Raw genomic sequence first — 25,684 nt, 5'->3', positions numbered from 1 at the left:
CCACGCACCACTGCGGTCACTCGGAGTCCGCCGGCTGTCCTGGACTGATCCACTCGTGTCGGCGGAGCCGCTGCCAGGCCGCCGTAATTTGCTCCGATGCGAAGCGCTCTGCCTTGCGGCGGCTCCAGTCCTGTACGGCCCGTACCACCGCTTCGGGGCGGCGCCGAGCCTGGGCGTCGTGCCGCATGATCCAGCCCACGGTGGCGAGCAGCTCGAGCGCATCGGGCGCATCGTAGCCCTCAATGAGCTCCCGCGCCCGGCCGAGACGTTCGGTGGCGTCGGAGAGGCCCGAGAGCACGTCACCGGCCGACTCGATCGCTGCCTGGCGCAGGCGAAAGGGGGACTCCTGGTGCGACGGAACGTGGCCCGCGACAAAGTGACCGTTGATTCGGCGCAGTACCGCCGTGAGGCCCGTGGCGCGAAGGCCGCGGGGGCCCGGTTCGAACGTGAGGCGCAGCGCTTCGCCCAGGCCCTGCAGTAGGAAGGCGAGATTGTGAGCCGCGTGCGGACTGACGGTGTCGCCCGGCCCGGCGTAGGCGTCGAAGACAGCGAGGAGAAGCGCCCGCCCCCGTGTCATCGCGGGACGCTCGTCCGCCCCAGAATCCTCTTGGGCGTCCGCCGACCGGGGGGCGTAGAGGCGGGCGCGGACGCCATTGAGCGACTGGAGTGGGGCGGTGAGCAGCGGGCGCACCGTGGGCCAGTCGAGCCCACCCCCGCCGCAGCCCAGTGCGGGGACGGCGAGTGAGGGGATGTCGTGGGCAACGGCCTCGTCGATGAGGGCCGCCATACCCGACTCGATGTGTGTGGGAGACGAGGCGTCGCGCCAGTGGTCCTTGGTGGCCACGTTCAGGACGTAGCGGGGGTGCTGATCGTCCCCGAAAAGCCCCCCGCGGTCGTGGACGAGCACGTCGCCCGGCGCCAGGCCCCCGTCGTTGCAGGCGGCTTTGTACTGCTCGAAATTATCGGGGAACCGGGTCTTGAACTGGCGACACAGCCCGCGCTTCATGAGGCCCGCGCAGTGGACTGGGTTTACGAGCGCCGCCACGTCCGCATCGAACAGATCGCCGCGTACAATCTCGACCATGGGCTGAGCACAGCGACCAAAGAGAAAGCGCCCCGAGGCGTGTCTCGTGGCCCTTTCCCTCCATTCAAGAAGTTCGAACGGACGGTCTGCACGAGCGAGCGCGAAGCGCCCGGCGTAGAGCCACCAGGGAAGACGGCTACGCGGTCTTCAAGGCCGATTGCAGTTCCTCCTCTTCCTCCGCCTCATACGCGTCGGTCGGCGGACAGGTACAGTAGAGGTTCCGGTCGCCGTAGGCGTCATTTACGCGGCGCACCGTCGGCCAGAACTTGCGCTCGCGCACCGCCTCCACCGGATAGGCCGCAGTCTCGCGGCTGTACGAATGGTCCCACGCGTCGGCCGTCACCATCTCGGCGGTGTGGGGGGCTTGCTTGAGGGTGCTTTCCTCCGCTCCCAGCGCGCCGGACTCCACGGCCTCAACCTCGCTGCGGATGGCGGCGAACGCGTCGACCAGGCGGTCGAGCTCCGCCTTCGATTCGCTCTCCGTGGGCTCCACCATGAGGGTGCCCACCACCGGCCAGCTCATCGTGGGGGCGTGGAAGCCGTAGTCCATGAGCCGCTTTGCCACGTCCTGCTCGTTGATGTCGAGCTCGCGACGGAACGGACGGAGGTCGAGAATAAATTCGTGGGCCACCCGGTCGTTCGGCCCGCGGAACACAATGTCGTAGTGGTCTGACAGCTGGTCGGCCAGGTAGTTGGCGTTGAGGAGGGCCGTCTTCGAGGCCTGGGTGAGGCCCTCCGGGCCCAGCAGCTTGATGTACGCCCACGAGATGAGCAGGATGAGGGCGCTGCCGTGCGGCGCCGCGGCGATGGCGGGGATGCTCTGGTCGCCCCCCGTCTCGACCACCGGGTGGCCGGGGAGGAAGGGGCTCAGGTGCTCGGCCGTGCAGACCGGTCCTACCCCGGGTCCGCCGCCGCCGTGCGGAATGCTAAACGTCTTGTGCAGGTTGAGGTGGCACACGTCGATCCCGTACTCGCGGGGGCGGCAGAGGCCCACCTGCGCGTTGACGTTGGCGCCGTCGAGGTACACCTGCCCGCCGTGCTCATGGATGACGTCGCAGATCTCCTGGACGTGCGCCTCGAAGACGCCGTGTGTGGACGGGTACGTGATCATCGCGGCGGCCAGGCGGTCGCTGTTTGCCTCGGCCTGCTCGCGGAGGTCCTCCAGGTCCACGTCCCCGTTCTCGTCGCAGTCGATGGTGATGACCTCCATCCCGGCCATGTTGGCACTGGCGGGGTTGGTGCCGTGGGCGGACTCGGGGACGAGGCAGACGTCCCGCTGTCCCTCGCCCTGTGCCTCGTGGTAGGCCTGAATGATCAGAAGGCCGGTGTACTCGCCGGAGGCCCCGGAATTCGGCTGGAAGGAGATGTCGTCGAAGCCCGTGATTTCCGTGAGGGAGCCGCTGAGCTCGTCGATTACCTGCTCGTAGCCTTCCGCCTGCTCCTGGGGGGCGAAGGGGTGTAGGCCCGCAAACTGCGGGTTTGAGATCGGCTGGAGGGCGGCGGTCGGGTTCAGCTTCATCGTGCACGACCCCAGCGGGATCATGCTGTGGACGAGCGACAGGTCCTTGTCGGCCAGCGACTTCATGTAGCGCGTCAGCTCGCCCTCGGAGTGGTACGAGTTGAAGACCGGATGCTGGAGGTACGTGGTCTGTCGTGGCATCGGGCCGTCGTAGCCACTGTCGAGGGTGGCGGCCAGGTCGTCGGCGTACAGCTTCTGGCCGTTGGTGGCACCGAAGACGGTAAAGAGGGCGTCGAGGTCCTCGGCGTCGACGGTCTGGTCGAGTGCGATGCCCACTGACCCGTCGTCGTAGTAGCGGAGGTTGATCTCGTGGGCCTCGGCCTGCTCGCGGACCTGGGCCTGGGTCGTGTCGGTCAGGTCCACGCGCAGGGTGTCGAAAAACGCGTCGTGGCGGACCGTGTGGCCCGTCCGCTCCAGCCCCTCGGCCAGGGTCTTCGTGAGATCGTGCACCCGCGTGGCAATTCCGTGGAGCCCTTCGGGACCGTGGTACACGGCATACATCGAGGCCATCACGGCCAGCAGCACCTGGGAGGTACAAATATTGGAGGTTGCGCGGCCCCGGCGAATGTGCTGCTCGCGGGTCTGGAGCGCCATGCGAAGCGCCATCTCGCCGTCGGCATCTTTGGTGACCCCGATCATGCGGCCGGGCACCTGGCGCTGGGATCGCTCGCGCGTCGCGAAGTAGGCGGCGTGCGGCCCGCCGTAGCCCATCGGGACCCCAAAGCGCTGTGTGGAGCCGACGACCGCGTCGGCCCCCCACTCGCCCGGCGCCTCCAGCAGCGTGAGGCTCAGCAGGTCGGCGGCCACGGCCACGTAGGCGTCCGCCTCGTGGGCCCGGTCGGCCACGTCCCCATAGTCGTGCACCGCGCCGTCGGTCGTGGGATATTGCAAGAGGCAGCCGAACGTGTCCTCGCCAAAGACGAAGTTCTCGGGAGCCTCTACGATCACATCGATCCCAATTGGCTCGGCGCGGCCCTGTACCACCTCGATGGTCTGCGGGTGGCAGTCCTCGGACACGTAGAACGTAGACGCGTCGCTGCGGCGGTCGACCCGGTTCAGCATCATCATCGCCTCCGCGGCGGCGGTTGCCTCGTCGAGCAGCGACGCGTTCGCGATTTCCATGCCCGTCAGGTCGATCGTCAGGTTCTGGAAGTTGAGGAGTGCCTCCAGGCGTCCCTGTGCGATCTCGGCCTGGTAGGGGGTGTACTGCGTGTACCAGGCCGGATTCTCCAGAATGTTGCGCTGGATCACGGGGGGGGTGTGGGTATTGCGGTACCCCATCCCGATGAACGAGCGCCACGTGTCGTTCTTCTTGCCGGCGTCCTGGGCCGCGCCGAGCACCTGCTGTTCGGTAAGGGCGGGTGGCAGGTCGAGCGGCTTGTCGGTGCGGATCGAGTCCGGAATGGCCGCGTCGACGAGGGCGTCGAGCGACTCGGCCCCGAGGGCGTCGAGCATGGCATCCACGTCGGTGGCCGTGGGGCCGAGGTGACGCTCGTCGAACGTGTTGGCGGACGAGAGATCGATGGCCATCTGAAGACAGAGGGTTGGGTGAGAAGAGAGTCCAGGGCGTGAGAATGCCGAGACAATCAGGTATATGTCCCACGGGCACGCGGTGTTGTCCGCAATTGCTGAAAAGCCTGCAACAGACCGGCCCGGCCGTGGGGACATCCCGGGAAGGCTAGCAGATCGATCCGTCCTCCTCGACGTAACAGGCATCGGACTGAAATCGGTGCCAGTCCGCCATCAGGTCGCGTAGAGCTTGGAGGCGTGTGCGAAGGGCCGAGGCTCCGGTGACGACCTCGCTGTCCTCTCGGAGGGCCGGAAGGGGAGAGAGGTCTTCCGGAAGGGGGGCCTCCTCTCCGACCCGTTCGACTTCATGGGCGATGGCCATGTCGTTGAGGGCCTCTTCGATCTCGTCGGCCTGTGTGTCGTCGGGACGGCGGTAGAGGGTGACCATGAGACCTGCTGATCGGAAGCGCTTGTGGAAGGGCGGGTGCATGTACAAATCGACGAAGCAACCCGTCGTTGTGGGGGGGCAGGAGAGGCCCCGACGTCCTCCGGTCCCCGCGCAACTCGTGCCCTGGGACTTCGTTTCCAAACCGCTTTCCTTTACACACTCGCAAGCACCGTGTCCATGGACCGTGACCGCCTCGACCTCTCTCCCGATGAAATGCGGACGCTGGGCTACCGGGTGGTGGACCTCCTGGTCGATCACTTTGCGGAGGGCACGGACGAGCCGCTGGGAAACGCTCCGTCGCGGGAGAAGCTTGAGGATCACTTTCGGGAGGTCCTGCCGGAGAAGGGAACGCCTCCGGAAGATGTCCTCGATCGGGTGGAGGACGAGGTGCTGCCGAACACGATGCGGGTGGACCATCCGCGGTTTTTCGGCTTCGTGCCGGGCCCGAACAACTTTATCGGCGTGCTGGCCGACCTGCTGGCGTCGGGGTTCAACATCTTCTCGGGAACCTGGATTTCGGGCGCCGCGGCCGCACAGATCGAACTGGTAGTGATCGACTGGCTGCGTGAGCTCTGTGGCCTCCCCGACACGAGCGGGGGACTGTTCACGAGTGGGGGCTCGATGGCAAACGTAACGGCCCTGGCCGCGGCCCGTCATGCCCGACTGGACGACGATGTCACCGGGGCCGTCGCCTACTGCTCCGACCAGACGCACACGTCGGTCGACCGGGCCCTCCGGCTGCTCGGGTTTCGTCCCGACCAGCTCCGCCGGGTGCCCTCCGACGGCCGGCATCGCCTCGACCCGTCGGCGCTGCGGGACGCCGTCGCGGCCGATCGGGCGGCCGGGCGTCGTCCCTTCTGCGTGATCGCCAACGCAGGCACGACCAACACCGGCGCCGTTGATCCGCTGCCCGCACTGGCGGACCTGGCCGACGCCGAGGGCCTGTGGCTGCACGTGGACGGGGCGTACGGGGCCCCGACGGTCGTCTGTGAGCGGGGACAGAAACGGCTCCAGGGCATCGAGCGGGTCGACTCGCTGACGATGGATCCGCACAAGTGGCTCTTCCAGCCCTTCGAGATCGGGGGCGTGCTCGTGCGAAACAAGCAGCACCTCTGCCGCGCCTTCCGACTGGAGGCGGAGTACCTGGAGGATGCGGTGGGGGCGGAGGATGAGGTCAATTTCTCGGCCTCCGGCATTCAACTTACGCGCAGCTTCCGGGCGCTCAAGCTGTGGATGACCCTCCAGGTCTTCGGCCGTGAGCACGTCGCCACCGCGGTCGAGCGTGGCTTCGACCGGGCCGAGCAGGCCGAGCGGCTTCTTCGGGCCCGGCCCGGGTGGAGGGTGATCACCCCGGCGCAGATGGGCATCATCACCTTCCGCTACGCGCCGGACGGATGGACGCCCGACCAGGCCGACGCCCTCACGCGTCGCCTCGTCCCGGCGATGAACGAGGACGGAGGGATCTTCCTGACGCAGACGACGCTCAACGACCGGCCTGTGCTTCGGCTCTGCCCCATCAATCCGCGAACGACGAGCGACGACCTCCGGCAAACCATCGCCCGCCTCGATTCCCTGCGAGCCGACATCTCTCCAGTCTCTCCGTAGATGCAGGCCCCCGACTGTCCGGGCGTTCCTCCTGGTTCTGTTTCCGGGGACAGTGCGTCGTTGACCGCCGCGGTGTTGCTTCAGCCTGCACTGCCAGTGGAGTTGCCGGGGGCTTGAGAGTCGGGCTCAGTGTGGGAGACCGTCCGGCGAACACTTCGCGAAGGACGAAAGCAAGACCGTGTTCGTCACACTCGCTTCCCAACCGAGGGGTGGGCGTCGCGTACACGTCGAGCATTCGTTCCAATTCTCTCCCCGATCGTGCCTCCACCGTGAAACTGTGGTCGTACCAGGGGGCCGTCCTCGGGGCGTGCACCCTGGCCTTTTTCGCGACGATGGCCGCACGGCTGGCCATTAGTCCCGTGGTCCCGGCCATCAGCGATGCGTTCGGAGTGTCCAACGGAGCGATTGGGCTGGCCCTGACGGGCATGTGGATGGCGTACGCAGCCTCGCAGTTTCCGAGTGGGCTGCTCGCCGACCGGTACGGGGAGCGGCGCATCATCCTCGTGGCGGTTGGCGGAACGGCCCTGGCGAGCGCACTGGTGGCGATGGCCCCGAGCTATCCCATCTTCCTCGTCGGGGCGGTCGTGCTGGGGGGCGTCGCCGGGCTTCACTTCAGCGTCGCCACGTCCCTGCTGACCCGCACCATCCCGAACACCGGCTCCGCAATCGGGCTTCACACTGCGGGGGCGCCGGTGGCGGGGGTGCTGGTTCCGCTCGCCGCGGGGAGCGTTGGGGTGTGGCTGGGCTGGCGCTGGGCCGTCGCGCTAGGGGCGGTCATCGCGCTGCCCAGTGCCCTCCTGTTTGGGCGAGTGGTTCGTCCGATCGCTGCAGTGCGCCCCGACGAGTCGCCCTGGAGCCGCGTGCGCCTGGAGCCATTGCGCGAGCTGCTCAGTCGGCCGCCGATCGCGCTCACGGCCGGGCTCTCTGTCGTCGGGGCGTTCGTATGGCAGGCCACCGCCTCGTTTCTTCCCGCGTTCCTAATCGAGTACCAGGGCTACGGCGAGGCCCTGGCTGGCGTGCTCTTCTCGGCTTACTTCGTGGTGCAGGGCCTCACCCAGCCGCTTCTGGGGACCCTGTCGGACCGGGTGGGACGGTACCCGGCCGCCACGGCCGCCGTGGGGATTGGGGTGGTGGGGTACGGTGGGCTCGTTGCGGGAGAGGGACTGTGGATCACAGTGGGGGCAACCCTTTGCGCCGGGCTGGCGATGGGGTGGGGCGCGGCCTTGCTGCCCAAGTTTATGGACCACCTGGGGGAGGAGGAGCGCAGTGCGGGCTTCGGGCTTGTCCGGACGGCCTACATGGTGCTTGGGGCCAGTGGCAGCGTCGTCACCGGAGCACTGGCCGACCTGCTCGGGTGGGGGGCGGCCTTCCTTGCCCTGGCGGCACTGCTGGGAGGCATGCTGGTGGTGCTCCTGTATGGGATGCGACGCACCCGGACGGACACGGCGCAACAGGGGGCGTCCTGAAAAGCTGTCTGGTGGGCGCCCTGCGGCCCGGACGACGCGTGCTCGGCTGCTGCCCTCCCCGCGCTGCCACGTCGCCCACTGCGTCCCAACTCCGCTGCGATTCCCCAGGCGCCGTTGAGGAGTGCACGATGCGGTCCTCCTGCACGACGCTGCATCTTGTCCCGGGCCCACTCATATGAGTGGCCCTGTCCGCCTTCCGTTTTCCCCTCTGCTTCTGGTTCATGCCGCTCAACCCCGACGACTACAGCGTTCTCACCTTCGACTGCTACGGCACACTTATTGACTGGGCCGACGGCATCGCCACGGCGCTCCGGCCCATCCTCCGCGCCCACGATGTTGAGCTCGACGACGAGGCCCTCTTTCGGCATTATGTGGAGTTTGAGCGGGACGTGGAGGCCGGGGAGTACATCAAGTACCGGGAGGTGCTGGGGGGCGTCCTCCGGCGGTTCGGAGATCGGTTCGGGTTTACCCCCACGAACGTGGAGGCGGAGCGCTTCGTTGGTTCGGTGCGGAATTGGCCCTGTTTCCCAGACACGAACGAGGCACTTCGGCGGCTGGATGGGGCATTTCGGCTCGCCGTCGTCTCGAACGTGGACGACGGTCTCTTCCACGACACGGCCCGGCACCTCGGCGTGGACTTCGACGACGTCATCACGGCGGAGCAGGTGCGCGCGTACAAGCCGGCCCTGACGCCCTTCGAGACGACCTTTACCCGGCTTGGCGTGCCGCCCAACCGGCTCCTCCACGTCGCCCAGAGCGTATACCACGACGTGAACCCGGCGGGGCGGCTCGGCATCGATTGCGTGCGGGTCCGGCGCTACGGCGAGCGGTTCGACCCGCCGGCGCCCCAAACCGACCCGGTTCGTGCGGTGCCCGACCTCGAACGCCTTGCCGACGTGCTTCTTCCGTGACGGCAGCCGATGCTTTGGGGCCCCGAAACGCGTAGCAGGCCCCCAAGCTGCTAGTAGGCGTACTCGAAGAGCAGGTTGAACTGCAAGGACTGCTGGTTGCTCCGGGAGCGGAGCTGAAGGTAGTTGGTGAGTTGGTACTCAAGGGTGACGTCCGGAATGAGGGCCGTCGACTGTGTGGACGTCTGCGAAGAGGGGGCGAGGACAGGCTGCTCAATCGATGCGAAGAAGTGCGGGGTCAGGTAGCGGCCCACCGTGAGGTACGAGGTCCCCTCGGTGCGAACGTCGAAGCGGACGACGTCCAGCCCCAGCTCGCTAGCTGCGAGGCCTTCGACGAAGTTGGAGGCCTGGCCGAGAGCGACCTGTGTGGCGAGGTTTCCGCCCTCCGAGCTGCCGCTCAGAAGCGCGTCGGCCGGCCGCCCGGTGGCGAGGTAGGAGAAAATGTTGCGTGTGCTCATCGTGGGCTCCGACGAGAGGGAAGGAGACAGGTCGTCGGGGCGGCCCGACAGGGAGAGGGTAATGCGCACCTCAGAGTTCTGGCTCCCGCGCGCTTTCTGGTCGTACACCGCCGTCAGGTCGAGGTATGGCGCCTCCGGGTCGCCATTGAACGTGAGCGACCCCTCTGTAATTTGAAACTCTTGGCCAAACTGCCGTAGCGTGCTTCGTCTCTCCACGACGTCGATGGTCCCGAAGACCTGCGGGGACTGAAGAGACGACTTCTGCACGTCCAAGTCGCCGGTAAACTGCACGTTCATCTCCGGATTGCTGTTCGACCGGACCCACGTGTTGCCCTGAATCTGAACGGTCAGGTCTAGCGCCATGGCCTTGTAGGTGTCGAAGGTGGTGGTGTCGGCCGACGTGAGGCGCAGCCCGAATCGCTCTTCGAGCGTCAGCCGGTCCTGTGTGGTTAGTTCGACGGCACCCATGGTGGCCCCGCTTTCGGCAAGGGCCTCGGCGTAGTAGACGTTAGCACTCTGAACCTGCACGCCGCCCGATAGCACCGGCCGCCGCACGGTCCCGCGCAGCGTCAGGTCGCCGTCGAGTACGGCCCGCCGGTAGGCAGGGGTGTTGATGGCGAGAAACTCGGACGCGCTCAGTGTGAGGTCGTACTCCCCGACGGTGAGCTGCGGAAGCGAGATGGTGCCATCGGCCCGCACCGACCCGCCGTTGGGGGTGCGGAGGCGGGCGCTCTCAAGGGTCAGTTCGTTTCCCGCCAGTTGAAGCTGGGCCCGGCCGTCCTGGTACGTCGCATTGATGGGTGGGAGGAAGGCGCCTGCGTCCGCGACCGAAGCCGACCCCGAGAGCTTGGGGCTGCCGCGGGTGCCCCGGATGCTGGCGTTGGTGGTGAGGGTGCCGGTGACCGAGCGGATCGTGGCCGAATCGAAGAAGGGGTCCACCCAGTCGAGGGGAAACTGGTCGGCCGAGGTCTTCAGGCGAACGGAGCGATCGGCGAGAGAGGCAGGGGTGGGGGCCTGGAGGCGCAGGTCAGCGGGGACCGAGCCGTTGACTGTCAATACACTGCCGGCCTGGTGGGTGAAGCGGGCATCGAGGCGCGCGGTCAGATCCTCGTAGCCCACGTCCAGCTGAAGGGTCCCGACCGCACGGTCCTCGGATCGGAGGTCGAGGTCGAGGGTGCCGTCCAGGACCGGTGCGGACGCCATGCCGGACAGGCGGAGCTGCCCTGTGGCCACCCCATCGAGGCCCGACAGCCCCAGAAGCGGAGCGATGCCGCGAAGGCGGACCTGCTCCAGCGTGGCGTTGAAGTCCTGCGTCCCGCTTGGGGCCACTACGCCCTGTGCCTCGATGCGTTGTTTGTCGCTCTCCAGAAGAAGTGTATCCAGCCGGTAGGCATCTCCAATCGCAACTGAGGTCGGGCGACGCAGCGACCACCGATCGGGGCCGAGCTGAGCCGTGAGGCGGTGAACGCTGATCGTCGTTGAGTCGGCCGCCGGCTGGAGGCTCGTCCCAAGCTGCACGCGACGATCGGAGCCCAACTGCACGTCCGTCGAGAGATCGACGGCGGTGCCGTCGTAGTCGGCCTCAATACGGGTTCGGGTCGCCGTAAAGTCGAAGGCCGAGAGATACCCGGCGGTCCCGGTGATTGTGAACTGATCGAGGAGCTGCGTCGTGCCGCGTCGACCGGTGAACAGTGCGGTGACATCGCTGAGGCGCACGTCGTCGTAGATGAGCCCGTCTACCTCCACGGTGCCGTCAAACCGCTGCGCCGATGAAGAGCCGTAGACGTGGGCGGTGAGGCGACCTGTGCGCAGGGCCAGGGAGGACAGCCCGGTTGTCCGGCGGACGGGGGCGATGTCGGTCACGTTGGCCTGTAGGTCAAAGTTCGATGTCCCTGCGTCCTGCGTCAGGGCGAGGGGGCCCTGTCCGTGCCCGTCTCCCACGTTGGACTGCACGCCGAGGGTGTCGACCCGAAAAAGACCGTGCTCGAGGCGGCCCGACAGCTCCACACTGTTCAGGCGCACATCGTCGACGCGGATGGAATCGGCGACAAAGTGGGTCGACGCGGTGAGGCTGTCCCAGCGGACGCCCCGTCCGTGTGCCCTCCACTGTGCCGTGTGGAGCCGAGAGCGTGTGGAGTCGAGTCCGGCGAGGGCGCCCAGATCCATCGACCGGGCGGTTGTCCGGAGCCCGTAGGAAGGAGTGTGGGCGAGGCTGTCGAGGTGGCCCTGGAGCCGAAGGGAGCCGCCGGCCACGGTGAACTGTCCGTCCGCTTCGATCCGGTTCGGGCTCGTCGCCACCGAGAGACGGCCGTCCACGGACGCCTGGTTGATGGTAGAGGGGCGGAGCGTCAACTCTGACTCCAGGCTGAGCGCGGGCAGCTTTGCGCCGTCAGCGTCCAGGGTGAGTGTGCCCGAGAGGGCCGTGTTTAGCGATGACCGCCCGGTGAGGGCGCCCACGTCCAGATTTTCGAAGCCTCCTTCGTCAATTTGATAGGAGGGGGTCTCGTCGAACGGGCGGGCCCGCACGGGAATCTCGGCGGCTCCTTCTGGGGCATCCAGGGCGAGGGTCGAGCGGAGGGTGCCGTTCTGCAACGACGCGTCCAGGGACGCCGTCGTGATCGGCTGCTGGTTCACGCGGGACGTATCGAGGGTAAGCCCAACGTCCAGAGACAGGCTATCGGGACGCGTGCCCCGTAGCCGTCCCTCAACGGTCCCGTGGAGGGCGCTCGACTGCGTCGAGTCCTGCAGGAACAGGCCGAGGTCGACGCTTTGGAAGCGGCCCTTCGTAAGCTCGACCGTCGGGCGTGCCAAAAAAGGACGGGCCTGGGCCGCGAGCGACCAGTCGCTGTCATTGAGGCGGGCAGTGGCGTCGGCCGTCATGCGACCGCCGCGGAGGCGCGTGGTGGTCGTCAGCGAGTCGAGTCGGTGCGGTCCGTAGTGCGAATCCTTAACGTCGAGGGTGGCCTGCGCCCGCATCGTCGCGGGGTCGAACCCCTGTCCGTCGCCCGTCAGGGTGGCCGTCACGCGGCTGTCGGTCGTGTCGCCCACGAGGGCGGCCAGGTTGACGTCCTCTACGCGTCCCGTTTCCAGAACGAACCGCTCCGATCCATCGAGGGCAGCGTGACCGGCCATCCGGAGACGACCGGTCGGGAAGTGAACGTTTCCGTCCGCCCGCACCTCGTAGGGGCGCAGTGCGGCCGTGAGGCGCCCGGACTCGATCGCCTGGGCACCGACGCGCGAGTTCTTCAGGCGCACGGTTGCGTCGTAGGTAGCTGTGTCCGTCGTCATCGCCCGGCCTTGCACCTGGGCGCTTGCCGTGAGGGACCCCTCCACCCCGGCGTCCGGGGCCACGGCCGCCAGCGGCAACGCGCGAACCTGGCCCTCCAGGTCCATCGACGGGGCCGCGTCGAAGGGACGGGCCGACCCGCTTACCGAAAGCCCGACGTCGTTCACGGATCCGTGCAGGTCCAGGGTGGCAGCCCCGTCCCGAACGGTCGATTCCAGGCCCAGGTCGGTGGCCTGTACGTCGTAGACGCGAGTATCGGTCACGGACGCCGACAGGCGGCCGTTCAGCGAGTCGAGCGCCGGTCCCTCCAGCGCTCCTGTGAGAGTGGCCGTGATCCGGTTCTCAGTGGGGGCGGGCGCCCCGATTAGGCTCGTCGTGAGGCGCTGTGCCTCAGCGTCAATGCGGTACACCAACGGGGACCCCTCGGCGGGCGCGTCGGTGCGCGGCGTGGCGGTAGCCTCGGCCGTGAGACGCCCGCCGCCGTTGCGAACCGTGACGTCAGTCGCGAGGGTGAGCTGCTTCCCCGAGCCGGTCAGCCGGGCGCGGAGGTCCAGGGCCTCCGCCGGGTCCACCTCCAAAAACGGGGCGAATGCCGTGAGGTCGCCCAGGACGAGCGGGGCGGCCCGAAGCGAAAGGGCCACGTCGTCGAGTGAGTCGGAGGGCGCCATCGGCAGGCGGGCCGATCCGTGGCCGTGGACGGCGCTCCGGGGCGAGGTGAGCCGGAGGGTGTCGAGGGTCACCTGTCGCTCCGACAGCGCCCCTCGCGCCGCCAGTCGCAGGTCCGTCGTGTCGGCGGGCAGGCGGGCGCGCAGCCCGAGCGTGTCGAGCCGACCGCCCGTCGACGACCCGTACCGGAGGTCCCGGGTCTGCACCGCGAGGTCCTGAATCTGGGCCGTCGAGTCGCGTCCTCCCGCGTAAAACTGGGCCGAAAAGGCCCCATCTGTCAGCCGGAAGCGGTCCACCTCGATCGGAAACGAGGCGCTCGTGTCCCCGGGAGCGGGCTCCGAGGCGGGCAGGCGGCGTGCCCAGTCCCACGTGGAGTCGGGGGCTTGTCGTAGGGTCACCGAGGGGCCGCGGAGCGAGACCGACGTCAGGTGGAGGCGGCCCCGGAGCAGGGCGCCCAGCCGATACTGCACCGCGAGGGTGTCGATGTGCGCCATCGACGCAGGGCCGGATGCGCCGGAGTCCGGGCGTGTCAGCGACACGTTCGTGAGGCGGAGCGACTGCACCCAGGTGCCCGATGCCCGCCCGACGGTGAGGGTGGTCTGGGGCAGCGGGTTGGCCTGGCGCGCAAGGAACTGTGCCGCCGCGGTTGCGCCGGTCTCCGTCTGCAGGCCCAGCAGCACGAGCCCCACGAGGCCCACAGCCGTGCCGACCACGCCCCCCACCCCCCACAGCAGGCGGCGTCCCCACCGACGGGCACGAGAGCCTGAGGCGGCATCTTCAGGGGGCTCAGTGTTCGGATTGGGCGAATCGGGGGCGGGAGCCACGACGAGAGTGGAAACAACGAGAGAAGGAGGGCGGCAGGGCGTCCGGGACTGCGGTTAGAACGACCGTCCGATGCCGAAGTGGAGGCGGAATCGCTGAAGGGAGCCGGTGTCTACGTCCGACAGTGGGGACGGATTGTCGGCCGTTACGGCGGCGCCCACGTCCTCGGCCGCGCGCAGGTCCAACGCGTCGGGGGTCAGTTTGTACGCGAGGTCGACCCGAAGGAACCCGAACGAGGTCTCGTAGCGGAGGCCCGCCCCGGTGCCCACCAAGACCTGTGAGGGATCTGTGCTGACCGGGGTGCCGTCCGGCCCCGAAATGATCGAAGGCGCGGTGGCTGGGGGTGTGAGGTCGAGGGCGCCCGAGGTCACGTAGGCCCCGTCCAGGAAGGCGGCTGTGCGCCAGTTCGATCCGAGGCCGGGAAGGGGAAATCGAGCCTCCAGGTTCAGCCCCACCTTGCTCCGGGCCCCAATCGGTCGGTACGCGAAGCCGTCGCTCAGAACACTCGACTCCCGGAGAACCTTCCCGCCTGCGAGACGGGACGACCATCCCCGGACGTCACTGCCGCCCCCCGCGTAGAAGAGGTTGTCCGAAAAACGGTTCTGAAAAATGAGGTTCTCGCGTCGGTCTGTGGCGGAGGGGTTGGAGGGACGGCTCAAGTTGTCAAGGCTTTCGCCGAACGGCCAGGTCGACCCCACGAACACGCGGCTCGCCACCTCCAGGTACGACGACACCGGGAGATATCCACTCACCTCGGCGCTCAACTGGACGAACTCAACCCCGGACTTTAGAAAGAGGCCGCCGACCTTGGCGGTGGGGCGGAGAATGTACCCCTCGGTTGGGTTCAAAAAGTCGTCGGCGGCCCCGAAGGTCCCGTTGAGCGTGAAGATGCTCTTGCTGAAGAGGTCGTCCTCCACCGTCAGTCTGCCCGGACGCTCCGCATCCGCTGTCTCCAACGCCGAAAACTGCTGGGTACGAGACAAGGAATGCCGGAACGACACAGTCCGGTACGGAATGAAGTCGTACACCAGGGTCGATTCGAGCCCAAACCTGCGCTCGTTGAGATCGAGGGGGCGGGTTGGGTCCGGCGCGAGGGCAGGGTTCAAGCGCTCTTCCACGAACGGAGACAGGGAGCCGGACAGGTCCCTCGACAAGATATATGGCTGGCGCAGGGTTACGGAGGCCCGAAGGCGCCGGCTCAGTTCCTGTGACGACGGTTGGGCCAGAAAGTTGGGGTATCCGGTCTCTGCAATGAGATTTACCAGGAAGGCACGGCCGTTTCCGTAAAAGTTGCGGTGGCGCCAGCTGCCGTTCACCGTTATCCCCGAGCGCGTGTCGTACCCGACCTCGCCGGAGTAGCCACGCAGGTCGCGCTCACGCACGCGGTACCGGACCGTGGTGGTGCTGTCACGAGGCTGGCTCGGCACGTCGGCCAGGGCAACGCGGAAGAGGTTTAAGTCGAAGAGCTTCTGCTGTCCCTCCGTCACCGCGTCGGCGGAAAACCGATCGCCTACGGCGAAGGGCAGTTCCCGAAGAATGATAGACCGGTCGACCGACGCGTTGCCGTCCACCTGAATCTCGGAGAAGACGGTGCGGGGCCCCGAATCGACCATGAAGCGCAGATCCGCCGCGTACTGGGTTGTGTCGACCGAGGCGGACGATTGAACCCGGGCGAAGGCGAACCCACGGTTTCGGAGCCACGCTTGCACCCGGTCTTTGATCTGGGTCCGCTCGAAGTCCGTGTATCGCCCGCCAACGCTCAACTTGCCGCGCCGGAATGCCGCCCAGTCCCCCTGGAGGGCGTCCGGTAGGGTCGTCGCGAACGGGGCCCCGCTCGAGGCCTCCACAAAGTCGGCGCTGTGGATCTGAACGGACGGTCCCTCGCGGATGGTGAAGATGATGTGGATCCGGTTGCGCGAGGAGTCGAGCTGGGTGGCCGGATAGTCGATCTCCGCTGAGGGGAATCCGTTTCGCTGATAAAATTGCCGGAGGCGAACGACGTCCTTCTGAAGGACCACTGGATTGAACGACAGACGGCGGGCCTGCAGGCCTGGAAGAAACGAGACCCGGTTGCGCAGGCGGGTGAGTGTCCCGGGACCCGTAGTTCCGATCTGTTCGCGGAGTCGGCTGGGGGCGAACGTCTGCTGGTCTACGAACCGGAAGGAAATCTCGTGGACCGACGTGTTGGCGTCGGCGGAGCGGAGCGGGGCCTGGGCGGGAGCACGGCGTGGGCTCGTCGCAAGAGTGGCGGACAGCACAAGCAGCAACAGCACGAGTCCCCTTTGGGCGCCTGAAGGAGGCGGAGAAAAAGACAGCACCGTGGTCAAATGAAGCGATCGGTTGGGAGAGGGACGGCGGTCTGGGGGCCTACGAGGACGACTGGGGGCCTGACTGGGAGGGGCGGGCCGGCGGAACAGAAAGGCCAGATCGCCCCGTCGGTTCCTGGGCGTCTTCTCCTCCGGTTCCGCCCGGAAACGACACGCCCAACTGAGACGGCAACTCTGCCCCCGGCAGCTCCCCGGCGGTCACGTGCCGGTGCTCCTGAAGGGAGGCCACGACGGCCCCGATCATCAGGACGACGCCGGAAAAGTACACCCAGAAGACAAACGCAACGATGAGGCCAAACGTGCTGCCCAGCGCCTCGGTGCCGGTCCCATAGCCGACGTAGGTCGCGTAGAACGTGAAGGCCTGTTTGGCCGATTCCCAAAGCACTGCGGCGAGGACGGCGCCCGCGAGGGCACTGCGCTTTCGGGGGCAGGGCTGGGGCACCAGGTAGTAGAGCTGGAAGAACATGGCGGTCGTCAGCAGGAGCGGAAGCAGAAGGCCCGTCATCCAGATGGCGCGTCCCCACAGCCACTGCACCCACTGCTCGGGGCCCAGCAGCTGCCCGATGATCACCTCACTCACAAACGACGGAAGCGACACGGAGAGCCCCACGCTCAAAAGGAAGAGAATTCCGACCTGGACAACCATCCGGACATCGAACAGATAGCCCCGAAGGAGGGATCGCTCCTGGTGCCAGTCCTGCTCAAAGGCGTTGCTGACCGCGATTCGCAGGGTAATAAAAAGGGACATGGCCGACAGAAACAGACCTACGCCCCCAATCCCCACGATCGTTGCGCTGGCGTCCTGAAGCTGGGTCAAGAAGTCGATGAGCCGCTGACTCTGGCTGCCCGGGAGGAGCTCCCGAATAAACCGTGTCACGGCCGTGAACGCGTCTTTTCCCTGCAGCACCCGTCCGGCGATGCCGGTGGCAAGAATCACGATGGGGACGATCGTGACCAGGACCTTGAAGGCAATGGCTTGGGCCCACAAAAAGACGTTTTTCTCGGACAGCTCCAGGTACAACCCGACGGCGTAGTACATTGTGCCGGTCCAGACGGACGACAAGGTCCCTCGCAGAGCCGCCGGAAGGTCGAACCAGGAGGGCATGTGGTTGAGAAAGGAGACAGGGGATACGGAGCAACTCCAAAGGGCCTGATTATACCTGGCGGTTTGCGGTCGTGATTCCTCCTGCGCGTTCTGGGCGGTGCTCGGGGCGAGGACTCAGTTGAAAATGGGCCAGAAGACGCCGAATCGAAATTGCTGGGGCGGAAGGGGGTAAACGGGCGTTACGAAAGTCCCTGGCTGCAGCTGGGTGCCGGCCTGCACGTTTTGAAACGTGAAAAAGAGGGTCGCACTGCGAAATTGGACCTCGGCCCGAAGGTCGACGGTGCCACTCGGGCCGATGCTGCCCCTCGAGGTTTTGGGAAGAGAGGAGGTGCGAGGGGGCACCACGAGGCGCCCCGTAGGCGGATGAAACCATCGGCTGTTCAGGGCGCCCCACCCCCGGCCCTGCACGTAGAGATCTGTCATCAAGTCGTCGAACAGCACGAACCGTGCCCCCAGCCGTGCCCGGCCGAATGCCTCTGGCAGGGTGTTGGCGAGGCGGGCGTGGAGGGGCGACGCGTCGGGGTCCAGCGTCTGTAGAAGTGTGCCGTGGCCGGTGGCGTACAGACCCCGCTGGGCGTCCTTGCGCCATCCAAGCGAAGCGGTGGCGCCCACCCGCTGGACAGGAGCAGACGTTTGGCGAGCAGCCACGTCATTGGTGATCGTTGTGGCCGCGGCGTCCTCCGGCGTCACGGCGTATAGGTCGACGGCGTTTTGAATCCGATGGGCAAACCCCGTTCCCTCGACGCTAAAGGGGCCGAACTGGGCGCGTCCCCCGATCGTCCCTTCCAGCACACGGTCGGCACCCCCGCCGCGCTCCCCGGCCAGGGGCTGGACGTGCGAGGCGAATCCGTCGTCTTCGATCCACGCGCCCCGTTGCCCAGTGGCCGTCACCGAGGCAAATAGTTGTATGGGCCCGACTGGGCGCTGGAGGCGGGCTGTGACGGACGGGTAGCGTTGCTGAGACGTGAGGTGGCCGCCCACGTTGAGCGTCACATCAGAACGCCCCAGGCGGAGGGAGTCGCGAAGGAGGACGTGGGCGGCGCCCCGGCGTCCGTCGAGCGTCGGCAGGTTGGTGTCCCCGATCCTCCAGAGGGAGCCGCGAATGCTTCCCGTGAGGTGATGAGCGCCGACCCGTAGCGACTGCCGAGCCCGGATGTGCCCCGCGGTGACCGGGACGGTCCAGGTCGTGTCGGCGTCGCCCCCTGTGGAGCGGAAGTCGAAGGTGTGGGAGGTCCAGCGGGCCGACACGTCCATCGGGCGGGACAGCCCCGGCACGAGGGGCCCTTGCAGGCGGGCCGTCAGGTCATTGCGGACCGTTTTGCGTCGGTCGTTCGGCCGGCGGACATTGGAGGCGGCAAGGGGAAGTGCGTAGATCGAGGGGCCGGAGCTCTGGACGGCCCCGCCGTGTGCCCCGATGCGGGAGAGCGTCGAACGGTCCGACACTTCGAAGGCCCAGTCGTTCATCAAGTACCGAAGGCGGCCCCAGATGCGCCGCTCGGTACGCAGGGCGCTGCCGTTGTAGATGCCGTCGGCCTTTCGGCCGCCGTACCCGAAGGTCAGATGGAGCACCCCGGGCGGCCCGAAGAGGTCGAGGCGGCGTTTTTGGGAATGGCCCACCTCGATCGCGTGAAGCCCGTCCCGGTCAAACCGATACCGCAGCTCGGTGACCGGGCGCTTGGGGGCGTAGGTCCGCCACGCCGTGTGCACGCCGACGGCCCCTCCGCCGGGATCGAGGCCGGTGCGCGGCGGGGTCAAAAACGAGGGCGGCAGGAGCTCAAACCGGGCACGGCCCGTGAGGGGGTCGTCAACCGGGAGGCCTCCTGACCAGAGATGCACCCGGTGGGGAGCGAGGCCCCGGGGACTCCAGCCGTGGGGCCACCCGTACTCCCCGAGGTCGTAGAGGAAGCTACCCGGCTGCTCGGCCAGCATCATTTCGACGCTCACGTGCGGCCGTCGACCGGGTAGGGAGTCGGAGTGGGCTCGGCCGTACGGGGAAGAGGGGGACAGGGGACGAAACGATTCCTGGCGTGCCGTGCTCGTGTCGGACGAGGAGCGGCCGGGGGCGGCGGCAGAAGGACGCTGGAGCGTGTCCGGGGCGGCGGTCGTGTCTGCCTGTGCATGCGCGAACCGGGCCGCCATCAACGCGCTTCCCAGCCCTACGCCCCCGACGAGGAGAAGGCCGAACAGCAGGCGTAAAAATGACCGGAGGGCAGAAGGCATGTCCGCTGCGCGTCAGGAGTAAGGGCGACCGGGCGCCGTCACTCGTCCGGAAAGAGACCGAAGAGCCGGCTCTCAATTTGATTCAACACCATCCGTCGGTCGTCTTCTTCTCCCACGAAGTCGAGCTCGTCCACGTCGATGATGAGCTTGGGCCCACGGTCGTAGTGGTCGATCCACTCCTCGTAGTGCCCCTGTAGGCGCTCCAGGTAGTCGATGCGGATGGTCGACTCGAACTCACGTCCCCGCTGCTGAATGTGGTTCACGAGGGTGGGCACCGACGCCCGAAGGTAAATGAGCAGCGACGGCGGCTGGAGGTACGACGTCATGATGGTGAACAGGTCCGTGTAGTTGTCGTAGTCCCGGGCGCTCATGTGGCCCATCTCGTAAAGGTTCCGGGCAAAAATGTGCGCGTCTTCGTAGATGGAGCGGTCCTGCACGACGGAGGTCTCGCTTTCCTCAATCCGCTGCAGCTGTTCGAACCGCTTGGACAAGAAGAAGACCTGCAGGTTGAAGGACCACCGACGCATGTCGTTGTAAAAATCGGTGAGGTACGGGTTGTCGTCGACCTGTTCAAAGACCGTTTCCCACCCGTAGTAGTCCCCAAGCACTTCCGTAAGGGCCGTTTTCCCGGCGCCAATGTTGCCAGAAATGGCCACGTGCTTTGGGGCGTCGTGCGCGTTGGCGGGGGCGCTTTCCATAGGAGAAGAAATTGTACCTCAGTCCATCGAACCGCGTAGCAATCTAGGAGGGGCGAGGCAAAATCGACACGGGGTCCCGATCTTTTTTGTGCAAAGACAGGAGGGCATGTCCCTCTGAGCAAAGCCGTCGTGCCGTTCTTGACAGGCACGAACGGAGGCAGGGACAGGGCCGACGGTGGGGGCTAGGAAGTGGAGCGGAGGCCGGCGCGAATCCAGGCCACCTCCAGCCGAAACGGGCCCGCTTGCTCGTCGGCGATCAAAACCCCAATCGTCCGGATCTGGGCGGGGGCGAACGAGGGGGCGTCTGGGACCTTCGTGCCGCGACGGTACGGGGTCAGGGTGTCGAAGGGCACCGTACGGGTCGTCCACTCCGTGGGGGGAGCAAGAGAGGCCCGGTAGCTGACCGAACGGGCCGCCTCGGTATACGCCGTGAACCAGTAGTGCTTGTCATCGCCCCGGAGGCGCAGGTGGACACCCTCATGGTCGCTCAGGTCGTAGGTGCGGTCCGGCGCTCGTACTGAGGCAAAGCCCCCGCCGTGATCGAGCGATACGGTGCCGGTGAAGACGGCGTGGCCCTCGCCCGCAACGAACGTACTCTCGGAGACGCCGCCCATCACCGGGTCGTCGACACTCCGCCATTCGTCCGGATCGTCGGGCGTAGCGGACGAGAAGTCGAAGAGAGAGGAGGAAGACATCTCGGACCGGTCGAAAGACAGATCCAGTGGGGACGGCGGGAGGCGAGATGCATGCGTTCGCTACTGCTGCACCAGCGGGGCGTGCTACTCGCCCCAGAGGTCGGCCTGTGTGTACGGACTGCCCTCCATCGTCCAGGCGGCCCCCGCGAGATAGCGATAATTCTGGTCGAGGGTGTCGATGGTCTGGAGCTCGTCCGTGGACAGGTCGAGGTCCGCGGCGGCCAGGTTGTCCTCGATGTGAGCCGGGGTCGTCGACTTCGGAATGACCGCTGTGCCCCGGTTCAGGCCCCACTGGAGAAGCACATGGGCGGGAGACACGCCGTGGGCATCCGCGATCTCGTTGATCGTGGGATTTGCCATGAGCGTCGGCTCGTCGTCGGCCTTCATGGCGTCGGGACGGTCCCCGGAGCCGAGTGGGGAGTAGGCGGTGATGGGGATGTTTTGTGACTTCGCGAACGAGACCAGGTCGGGCTGCGGGAGGTAAGGGTGCATCTCCACCTGATTCATCTCCGGTCGGACCTCGCCCTCGTCCAGAATCAGCTGGAGCGTTGGCACGCTGAAGTTCGAGACCCCGATGTGGCGAACGAGGCCGTCCTCCTTAAGGGCCTCCATCGCGGCCCAGGTGTCGGTCAGGGGCACCTCCTCGGGCGACACGAAGTCGTCGGGGGACTCGGGAAAATCGACCCCGTGGGTTAGGGCCACCGGCCAGTGGATGAGGTACAGGTCGAGCGCGTCGAGCTGCAGGTCGTCGAGCGTCTGCTCGAGGGCGGGCCGGACGTTGTCCGGGTGGTGGTTGTCGTTCCACAGCTTCGAGGTGACCCACACATCCTCGCGGCTCGCTGTCCCCGCGTCGAACGAGTCGCGCAGGGCGTTCCCCACCTCGTGTTCATTTTTGTAGATGGGGGCGCAGTCGACGTGGCGGTAGCCGGCCTCCAGGGCCGTTTTGACGGCCTTGTAGACCTCGCCCGGGGGAGACTTCCAGGTGCCGAGGCCAACCATGGGCATTTCGTCGCCGTTCGCGAACGAGATGGACTGCATCGGTTGTGTCGCTGGGTATGTTCGGAAGTTGTTGAGGGAACCGGCCGATGCCTACGTAGCGAGCACCCCCCGAAATGATTCTCGTGTCGCAGGGATGCAGGCCGGTCTCGCTGGGTCTTCAAGGACGGCGCGGGGCCGTTCCTCGCCTCCATCATTGGTTCAGAGCCGAACGGAGGGCCGCCACGAAGCGGTCAATCTCGGCCTCGGTATTGTAGTAGTGGACCGACGCCCGGACAAGGTCGGGCAGGGCGCGTGCCTCGGCGTCGAGCCGGGTGGAACTGGGGGGAGAGACCGAGGTGTTGATGTCTTGTGTTCGGAGTGCGGCCTGGAGTGCCGAGGCGTCCGTCTGCCGCGTGCTGAACGTAGCGATGCCGCAGCGGACGCGTCCCTGGTCGTGGACCGTGACGCCGGGCACATCGGAGAGTCCGGCACGCAGGGCCTGGGCGAGGTGCTGGTTGCGGTCGAAAATGGGTTCCAGTCCCCGGTCGAGGGCGTAGTCGACGGCCACCCCGAGGGCCACCTGCCCGGCGATGTGGCCTTCCCAGGTCTCGAACCGGCGGGCGTCCGCGTGAATTTCGTAGTCGTCGGGGGCGGTCCAGGTGGCGGCGTGGAGGTCCAAGAGGGGCGGCTCGATGCGCTCGATCCAGTCGTCCCGCACGTACAGGAAGCCGGTGCCCCGCGGCCCCCGCAGGTATTTGCGCCCCGTGGCCGAGAGCATGGTGCAGCCGATCTCGTCGACCGGCAGCGGCATCTGACCGGCGGACTGGCACGCGTCGAGCAGGAAGGGCACGCCCGCGTCGTCCGCCACCGCACCGACCGCCCGGGCCGGATTGACGAGTCCACCGTTGGTGGGGACGTGCGTGAGTGCGATCAACGCGACGTCGTCGCCCATCCGTGTCCGGAGCGCCTCCACGTCTACCTGTCCGTCCTGGTCGTGGGGAAGCACCTCTACGGTGGCGCCTGTTTGCTCGGCCACCTGGAGGCAGGCGATGTGGTTGCTCGCGTAGGCGGACGGGGAGGTAAGAATGCGGTCGCCGGGCCCGAAGGAGAGGCCGTAGAAGGCCATGTCCCAGGCGCGGGTCGCGTTTTCCACAAGGGCCACCTCGTGGGTCCCGCATCCCAGCATCCGGGCGATGGCGTCGTACGTACGGTGGAGCTGTCCCTCGGCCTCGGCCGCTGTTTCGTACCCCCCGATGGTCGCTTCCCGTTCCAGGTGCGTGACCTGTGCGTCGAGGACAGGCTGTGGGGGCAGGGCCGCCCCGGCGTTGTTGAAGTGCAGAACGTGGTCGGTGCCGGGCGTCTCGGCGCGGAGGCGGTCGAGGTCCATACCCCTAGGAATGCTGAGCAAGGCAATGACATGTCCTCCGTACGGGCGCTCTCTTCGCCCGTTCGCGTGAGCGCCCTTTCGGGACCGATTGTGGAGGTTCTGGAAAATGAGGAGAACTGTGGTAACAATTGTGAGGACGCCCGTACATCTTGTAGCTCTCATCTCCCCAACAACCGACCTCCCCGACGTCCATGGCGACGGCAACCAACCTTGGCTTTCCCCGGATCGGTGCCCACCGCGAGCTGAAGCGGGCCGTAGAAGGGTACTGGAAGGGCGATCTCACGAAAGACGAGCTCCGCGACTCGGCCCGGGCCCTCCGCGAATCGCACTGGGCCACGCAGCAGGAGCTGGGGCTCGACGTCGTGCCTTCCAACGACTTCTCGTACTACGACCAGGTGCTCGATGCCTGCGCCATGGTCGGCGCCGTGCCCGAGCGCTTTCCGTGGGACGGCGACACGGTCGACCTCGACACGTACTTCGCCATGGCGCGCGGCCTGCAGGAGAAGGACCTGGAGGGCGAAGAGTCGGGCGTGCAGGCGATGGAGATGACGAAGTGGTTCGACACGAATTACCACTACATCGTCCCTGAGTTTTCGCGGGACACGAGCTTCTCGCTGTCGTCGACCAAGGCGATTGACGAATACGAGGAGGCAAAAGCGCAGGGCGTGGAGACGCGCCCCGTCGTGATCGGGCCGGTGTCGTTCTTGTTGCTCGGCAAGACCCAGGCGGAGGACCTCGATGCGCTCGACCTGCTCGACGACCTGCTTCCGGTATACGCCGAGGTGCTGCAGGAGCTGGCCGACGCGGGCTGCGAGGCCGTGCAGTTCGACGAGCCGAATCTCGTGCTCGACCTGAGCGATGCGGAGCGTGCCGCCGTCGAGACGGCCTACGAGGCGCTCGCCGACGCGGCCGACCTTGACCTGCACGTCGCCACCTACTTCGGGGGCCTGGAGGACAACCTGCCGACGGCCCTGGACCTGCCGATCGACGTGCTGCACCTCGATCTCACGCGTGGGGAGGGACAGCTGGCCGACGCCCTTGACCACGGCGTCCCCGACGACCTGGCGCTGTCGCTCGGCGTCATCGACGGGCGCAACGTATGGCGGGCGGATCTCGACGCCCTGCTGGAAACCGTCGAGACGGCCGTCGATGCCCTCGGCCCCGACCGCGTGCTCGTCGGGCCGTCCTGCTCGCTGCTGCACGTGCCGGTCGACCTCGACACGGAGCCGGCCCTGAGCGACGAGATGAAGACCTGGTTCGCCTTTGCCACGCAGAAGATCGAAGAGATTGTGGCCCTGGCCGAGCGGGCCGACGGACACGAGGAGGCGACGGCCGCCCTCTTCGAAAAGAGCCGCCGGGCGCACGCGGCCCGCGCCGAGTCCGACTGGATCAACGACGCGGACGTGCAGGGCCGTGTCACGGGGATCGACGCCGCCATGACGGAGCGCGACTCCCCGCACGCCAGCCGCAGTCCCCTCCAGCGCGAGGCCCTCGACCTGCCGACCCTCCCGACCACCACAATCGGGTCCTTCCCGCAGACCGACGATGTGCGCCGGATGCGCGCCCAGTACAAGAAGGACGAGATTTCGGAGGCCGAGTACGAGGACTTCATCGAGGAGCAGATTGCCGACACCATCGCCGCCCAGGAAGAGATCGGGCTCGACGTGCTCGTCCACGGGGAGGCCGAGCGGGGCGACATGGTCGAACACTTTGGCCGCCAGCTCGACGGCTTCCTCTTCACCGAGAACGGCTGGGTGCAGAGCTACGGCACGCGCTGCGTGCGTCCCCCCATTATCGCCGGCGACGTGAGCCGCCCGGAGCCGATGACCACCCGCTGGCTCTCCTACGCCAACGACCAGACCGACCAGCCGGTGAAGGGCATGCTCACGGGCCCGGTCACAATGCTGCAGTGGTCGTTCGTGCGCGATGATCAGCCGCGCGCGGAGACGTGTCGCCAGATTGCGCTCGCCATCCGCGACGAGGTGCTCGACCTCGAGGACGTGGGCATCCAGGCCATCCAGATCGACGAGCCGGCCTTCCGCGAGGGGCTGCCCCTCCGCGAACACCAGTGGGACGATTACCTCGACTGGGCCGTCGAATGCTTCCGGCTTGCCTCCAGTGGGGTCCGCGACGAGACGCAGATCCACACCCACATGTGCTACTCGGAGTTCAACGACATCATCGAGGCGATCGCCGACATGGACGCCGACGTCATCTCCGTAGAGGCGTCCCGGTCGAAGATGGAGCTGCTCGACTCGTTCGACGCGTTCGACTACCCGAACGAGATTGGTCCCGGCGTCTACGACATCCACTCCCCCCGCGTGCCGTCGGTGGAGGAGATGGAGGAGCTCATCCGGACGGCGCTCGACGTGCTCGAGCCGTCACAGATGTGGGTCAACCCCGACTGCGGCCTCAAGACGCGCCGCTGGGTCGAGGTGCGCCCCGCGCTCGAAAACATGGTGCAGGCCGCCGAGAACGCCCGCGAGCGGGCCACGGCGTAGAC

15 protein-coding genes are annotated in these 25,684 nt (G+C 67.0%); 4 read left to right on the top strand and 11 right to left on the bottom strand.

The genetic code is table 11. The features are described from left to right. Positions 1-16 precede the first annotated feature (16 nt). From darG to B7R93_RS13820, 3 genes are all read right to left on the bottom strand, one after another. Entirely contained in the window at positions 17-1,084 is a 1,068-nt protein-coding gene (gene darG, locus B7R93_RS13830; protein WP_103021323.1) for a type II toxin-antitoxin system antitoxin DNA ADP-ribosyl glycohydrolase DarG, read from the bottom strand. 136 nt (positions 1,085-1,220) lie between these two features. Beyond that, the gene (gene gcvP / locus B7R93_RS13825; protein WP_103021322.1) at positions 1,221-4,133 is read right to left on the bottom strand and encodes an aminomethyl-transferring glycine dehydrogenase; all 2,913 of its coding nucleotides are present in this window, start codon (positions 4,131-4,133) and stop codon (positions 1,221-1,223) included. Between the two features lie 148 nt (positions 4,134-4,281). Next, complete coding sequence (locus B7R93_RS13820) at positions 4,282-4,602, bottom strand: hypothetical protein (protein ID WP_157942310.1); 321 nt, start codon at positions 4,600-4,602, stop codon at positions 4,282-4,284. A 135-nt stretch (positions 4,603-4,737) separates the two neighbouring features. On the opposite strand from B7R93_RS13820, the gene B7R93_RS13815 reads away from it, so the two are divergent. From B7R93_RS13815 to B7R93_RS13805, 3 genes are all read left to right on the top strand, one after another. Then, on the top strand, positions 4,738-6,165 hold the full coding sequence (locus B7R93_RS13815) for a pyridoxal phosphate-dependent decarboxylase family protein (RefSeq protein WP_103021320.1): 1,428 nt from the start codon (positions 4,738-4,740) through the stop codon (positions 6,163-6,165). Between the two features lie 269 nt (positions 6,166-6,434). Continuing rightward, complete coding sequence (locus B7R93_RS13810) at positions 6,435-7,631, top strand: MFS transporter (RefSeq protein WP_103021565.1); 1,197 nt, start codon at positions 6,435-6,437, stop codon at positions 7,629-7,631. A gap of 221 nt (positions 7,632-7,852) precedes the next feature. Next, positions 7,853-8,542, top strand: a complete 690-nt coding sequence (locus B7R93_RS13805; protein WP_103021564.1) for a haloacid dehalogenase type II — start codon at positions 7,853-7,855, stop codon at positions 8,540-8,542. 50 nt (positions 8,543-8,592) lie between these two features. On the opposite strand, the gene B7R93_RS13800 is transcribed toward B7R93_RS13805, so the two are convergent. The 8 genes from B7R93_RS13800 to B7R93_RS13765 all read right to left on the bottom strand — a co-directional run bounded on the left by B7R93_RS13800 (position 8,593) and on the right by B7R93_RS13765 (position 23,181). Continuing rightward, a complete protein-coding gene (locus B7R93_RS13800; RefSeq protein WP_103021319.1) occupies positions 8,593-13,773 on the bottom strand; it encodes a translocation/assembly module TamB in 5,181 nt (1,726 codons plus the stop codon). A 54-nt stretch (positions 13,774-13,827) separates the two neighbouring features. Then, complete coding sequence (locus tag B7R93_RS13795) at positions 13,828-16,044, bottom strand: BamA/OMP85 family outer membrane protein (protein WP_232798464.1); 2,217 nt, start codon at positions 16,042-16,044, stop codon at positions 13,828-13,830. Positions 16,045-16,138: 94 nt separating this feature from the next. Next, a complete protein-coding gene (locus B7R93_RS13790) occupies positions 16,139-17,203 on the bottom strand; it encodes a YihY/virulence factor BrkB family protein (RefSeq protein ID WP_103021318.1) in 1,065 nt (354 codons plus the stop codon). A 114-nt stretch (positions 17,204-17,317) separates the two neighbouring features. Then, positions 17,318-19,423 (bottom strand): TonB-dependent receptor, encoded by a 2,106-nt coding sequence (locus B7R93_RS13785; RefSeq protein ID WP_157942309.1) that lies wholly within the window; start codon positions 19,421-19,423, stop codon positions 17,318-17,320. A 38-nt stretch (positions 19,424-19,461) separates the two neighbouring features. After that, positions 19,462-20,121 (bottom strand): deoxynucleoside kinase, encoded by a 660-nt coding sequence (locus tag B7R93_RS13780; protein ID WP_103021316.1) that lies wholly within the window; start codon positions 20,119-20,121, stop codon positions 19,462-19,464. 182 nt (positions 20,122-20,303) lie between these two features. Then, the gene (locus B7R93_RS13775; protein ID WP_103021315.1) at positions 20,304-20,816 is read right to left on the bottom strand and encodes a CIA30 family protein; all 513 of its coding nucleotides are present in this window, start codon (positions 20,814-20,816) and stop codon (positions 20,304-20,306) included. Between the two features lie 84 nt (positions 20,817-20,900). Continuing rightward, positions 20,901-21,854 (bottom strand): aldo/keto reductase, encoded by a 954-nt coding sequence (locus B7R93_RS13770; RefSeq protein ID WP_103021314.1) that lies wholly within the window; start codon positions 21,852-21,854, stop codon positions 20,901-20,903. Positions 21,855-22,005: 151 nt separating this feature from the next. After that, positions 22,006-23,181, bottom strand: a complete 1,176-nt coding sequence (locus B7R93_RS13765) for an aminotransferase class V-fold PLP-dependent enzyme (RefSeq protein WP_103021313.1) — start codon at positions 23,179-23,181, stop codon at positions 22,006-22,008. Between the two features lie 191 nt (positions 23,182-23,372). On the opposite strand from B7R93_RS13765, the gene metE reads away from it, so the two are divergent. Continuing rightward, the gene (gene metE / locus B7R93_RS13760; RefSeq protein ID WP_103021312.1) at positions 23,373-25,682 is read left to right on the top strand and encodes a 5-methyltetrahydropteroyltriglutamate--homocysteine S-methyltransferase; all 2,310 of its coding nucleotides are present in this window, start codon (positions 23,373-23,375) and stop codon (positions 25,680-25,682) included. The last annotated feature ends 2 nt before the right edge of the window (positions 25,683-25,684 follow it).

The organism is Salinibacter altiplanensis (assembly GCF_002894645.1).
In the GTDB taxonomy this organism is placed as follows: Bacteria; Bacteroidota; Rhodothermia; order Rhodothermales; family Salinibacteraceae; genus Salinibacter; species Salinibacter altiplanensis.
Note: the sequence above shows the minus strand (reverse complement) of the source record. Positions and strands in the feature narration are given on the sequence as shown.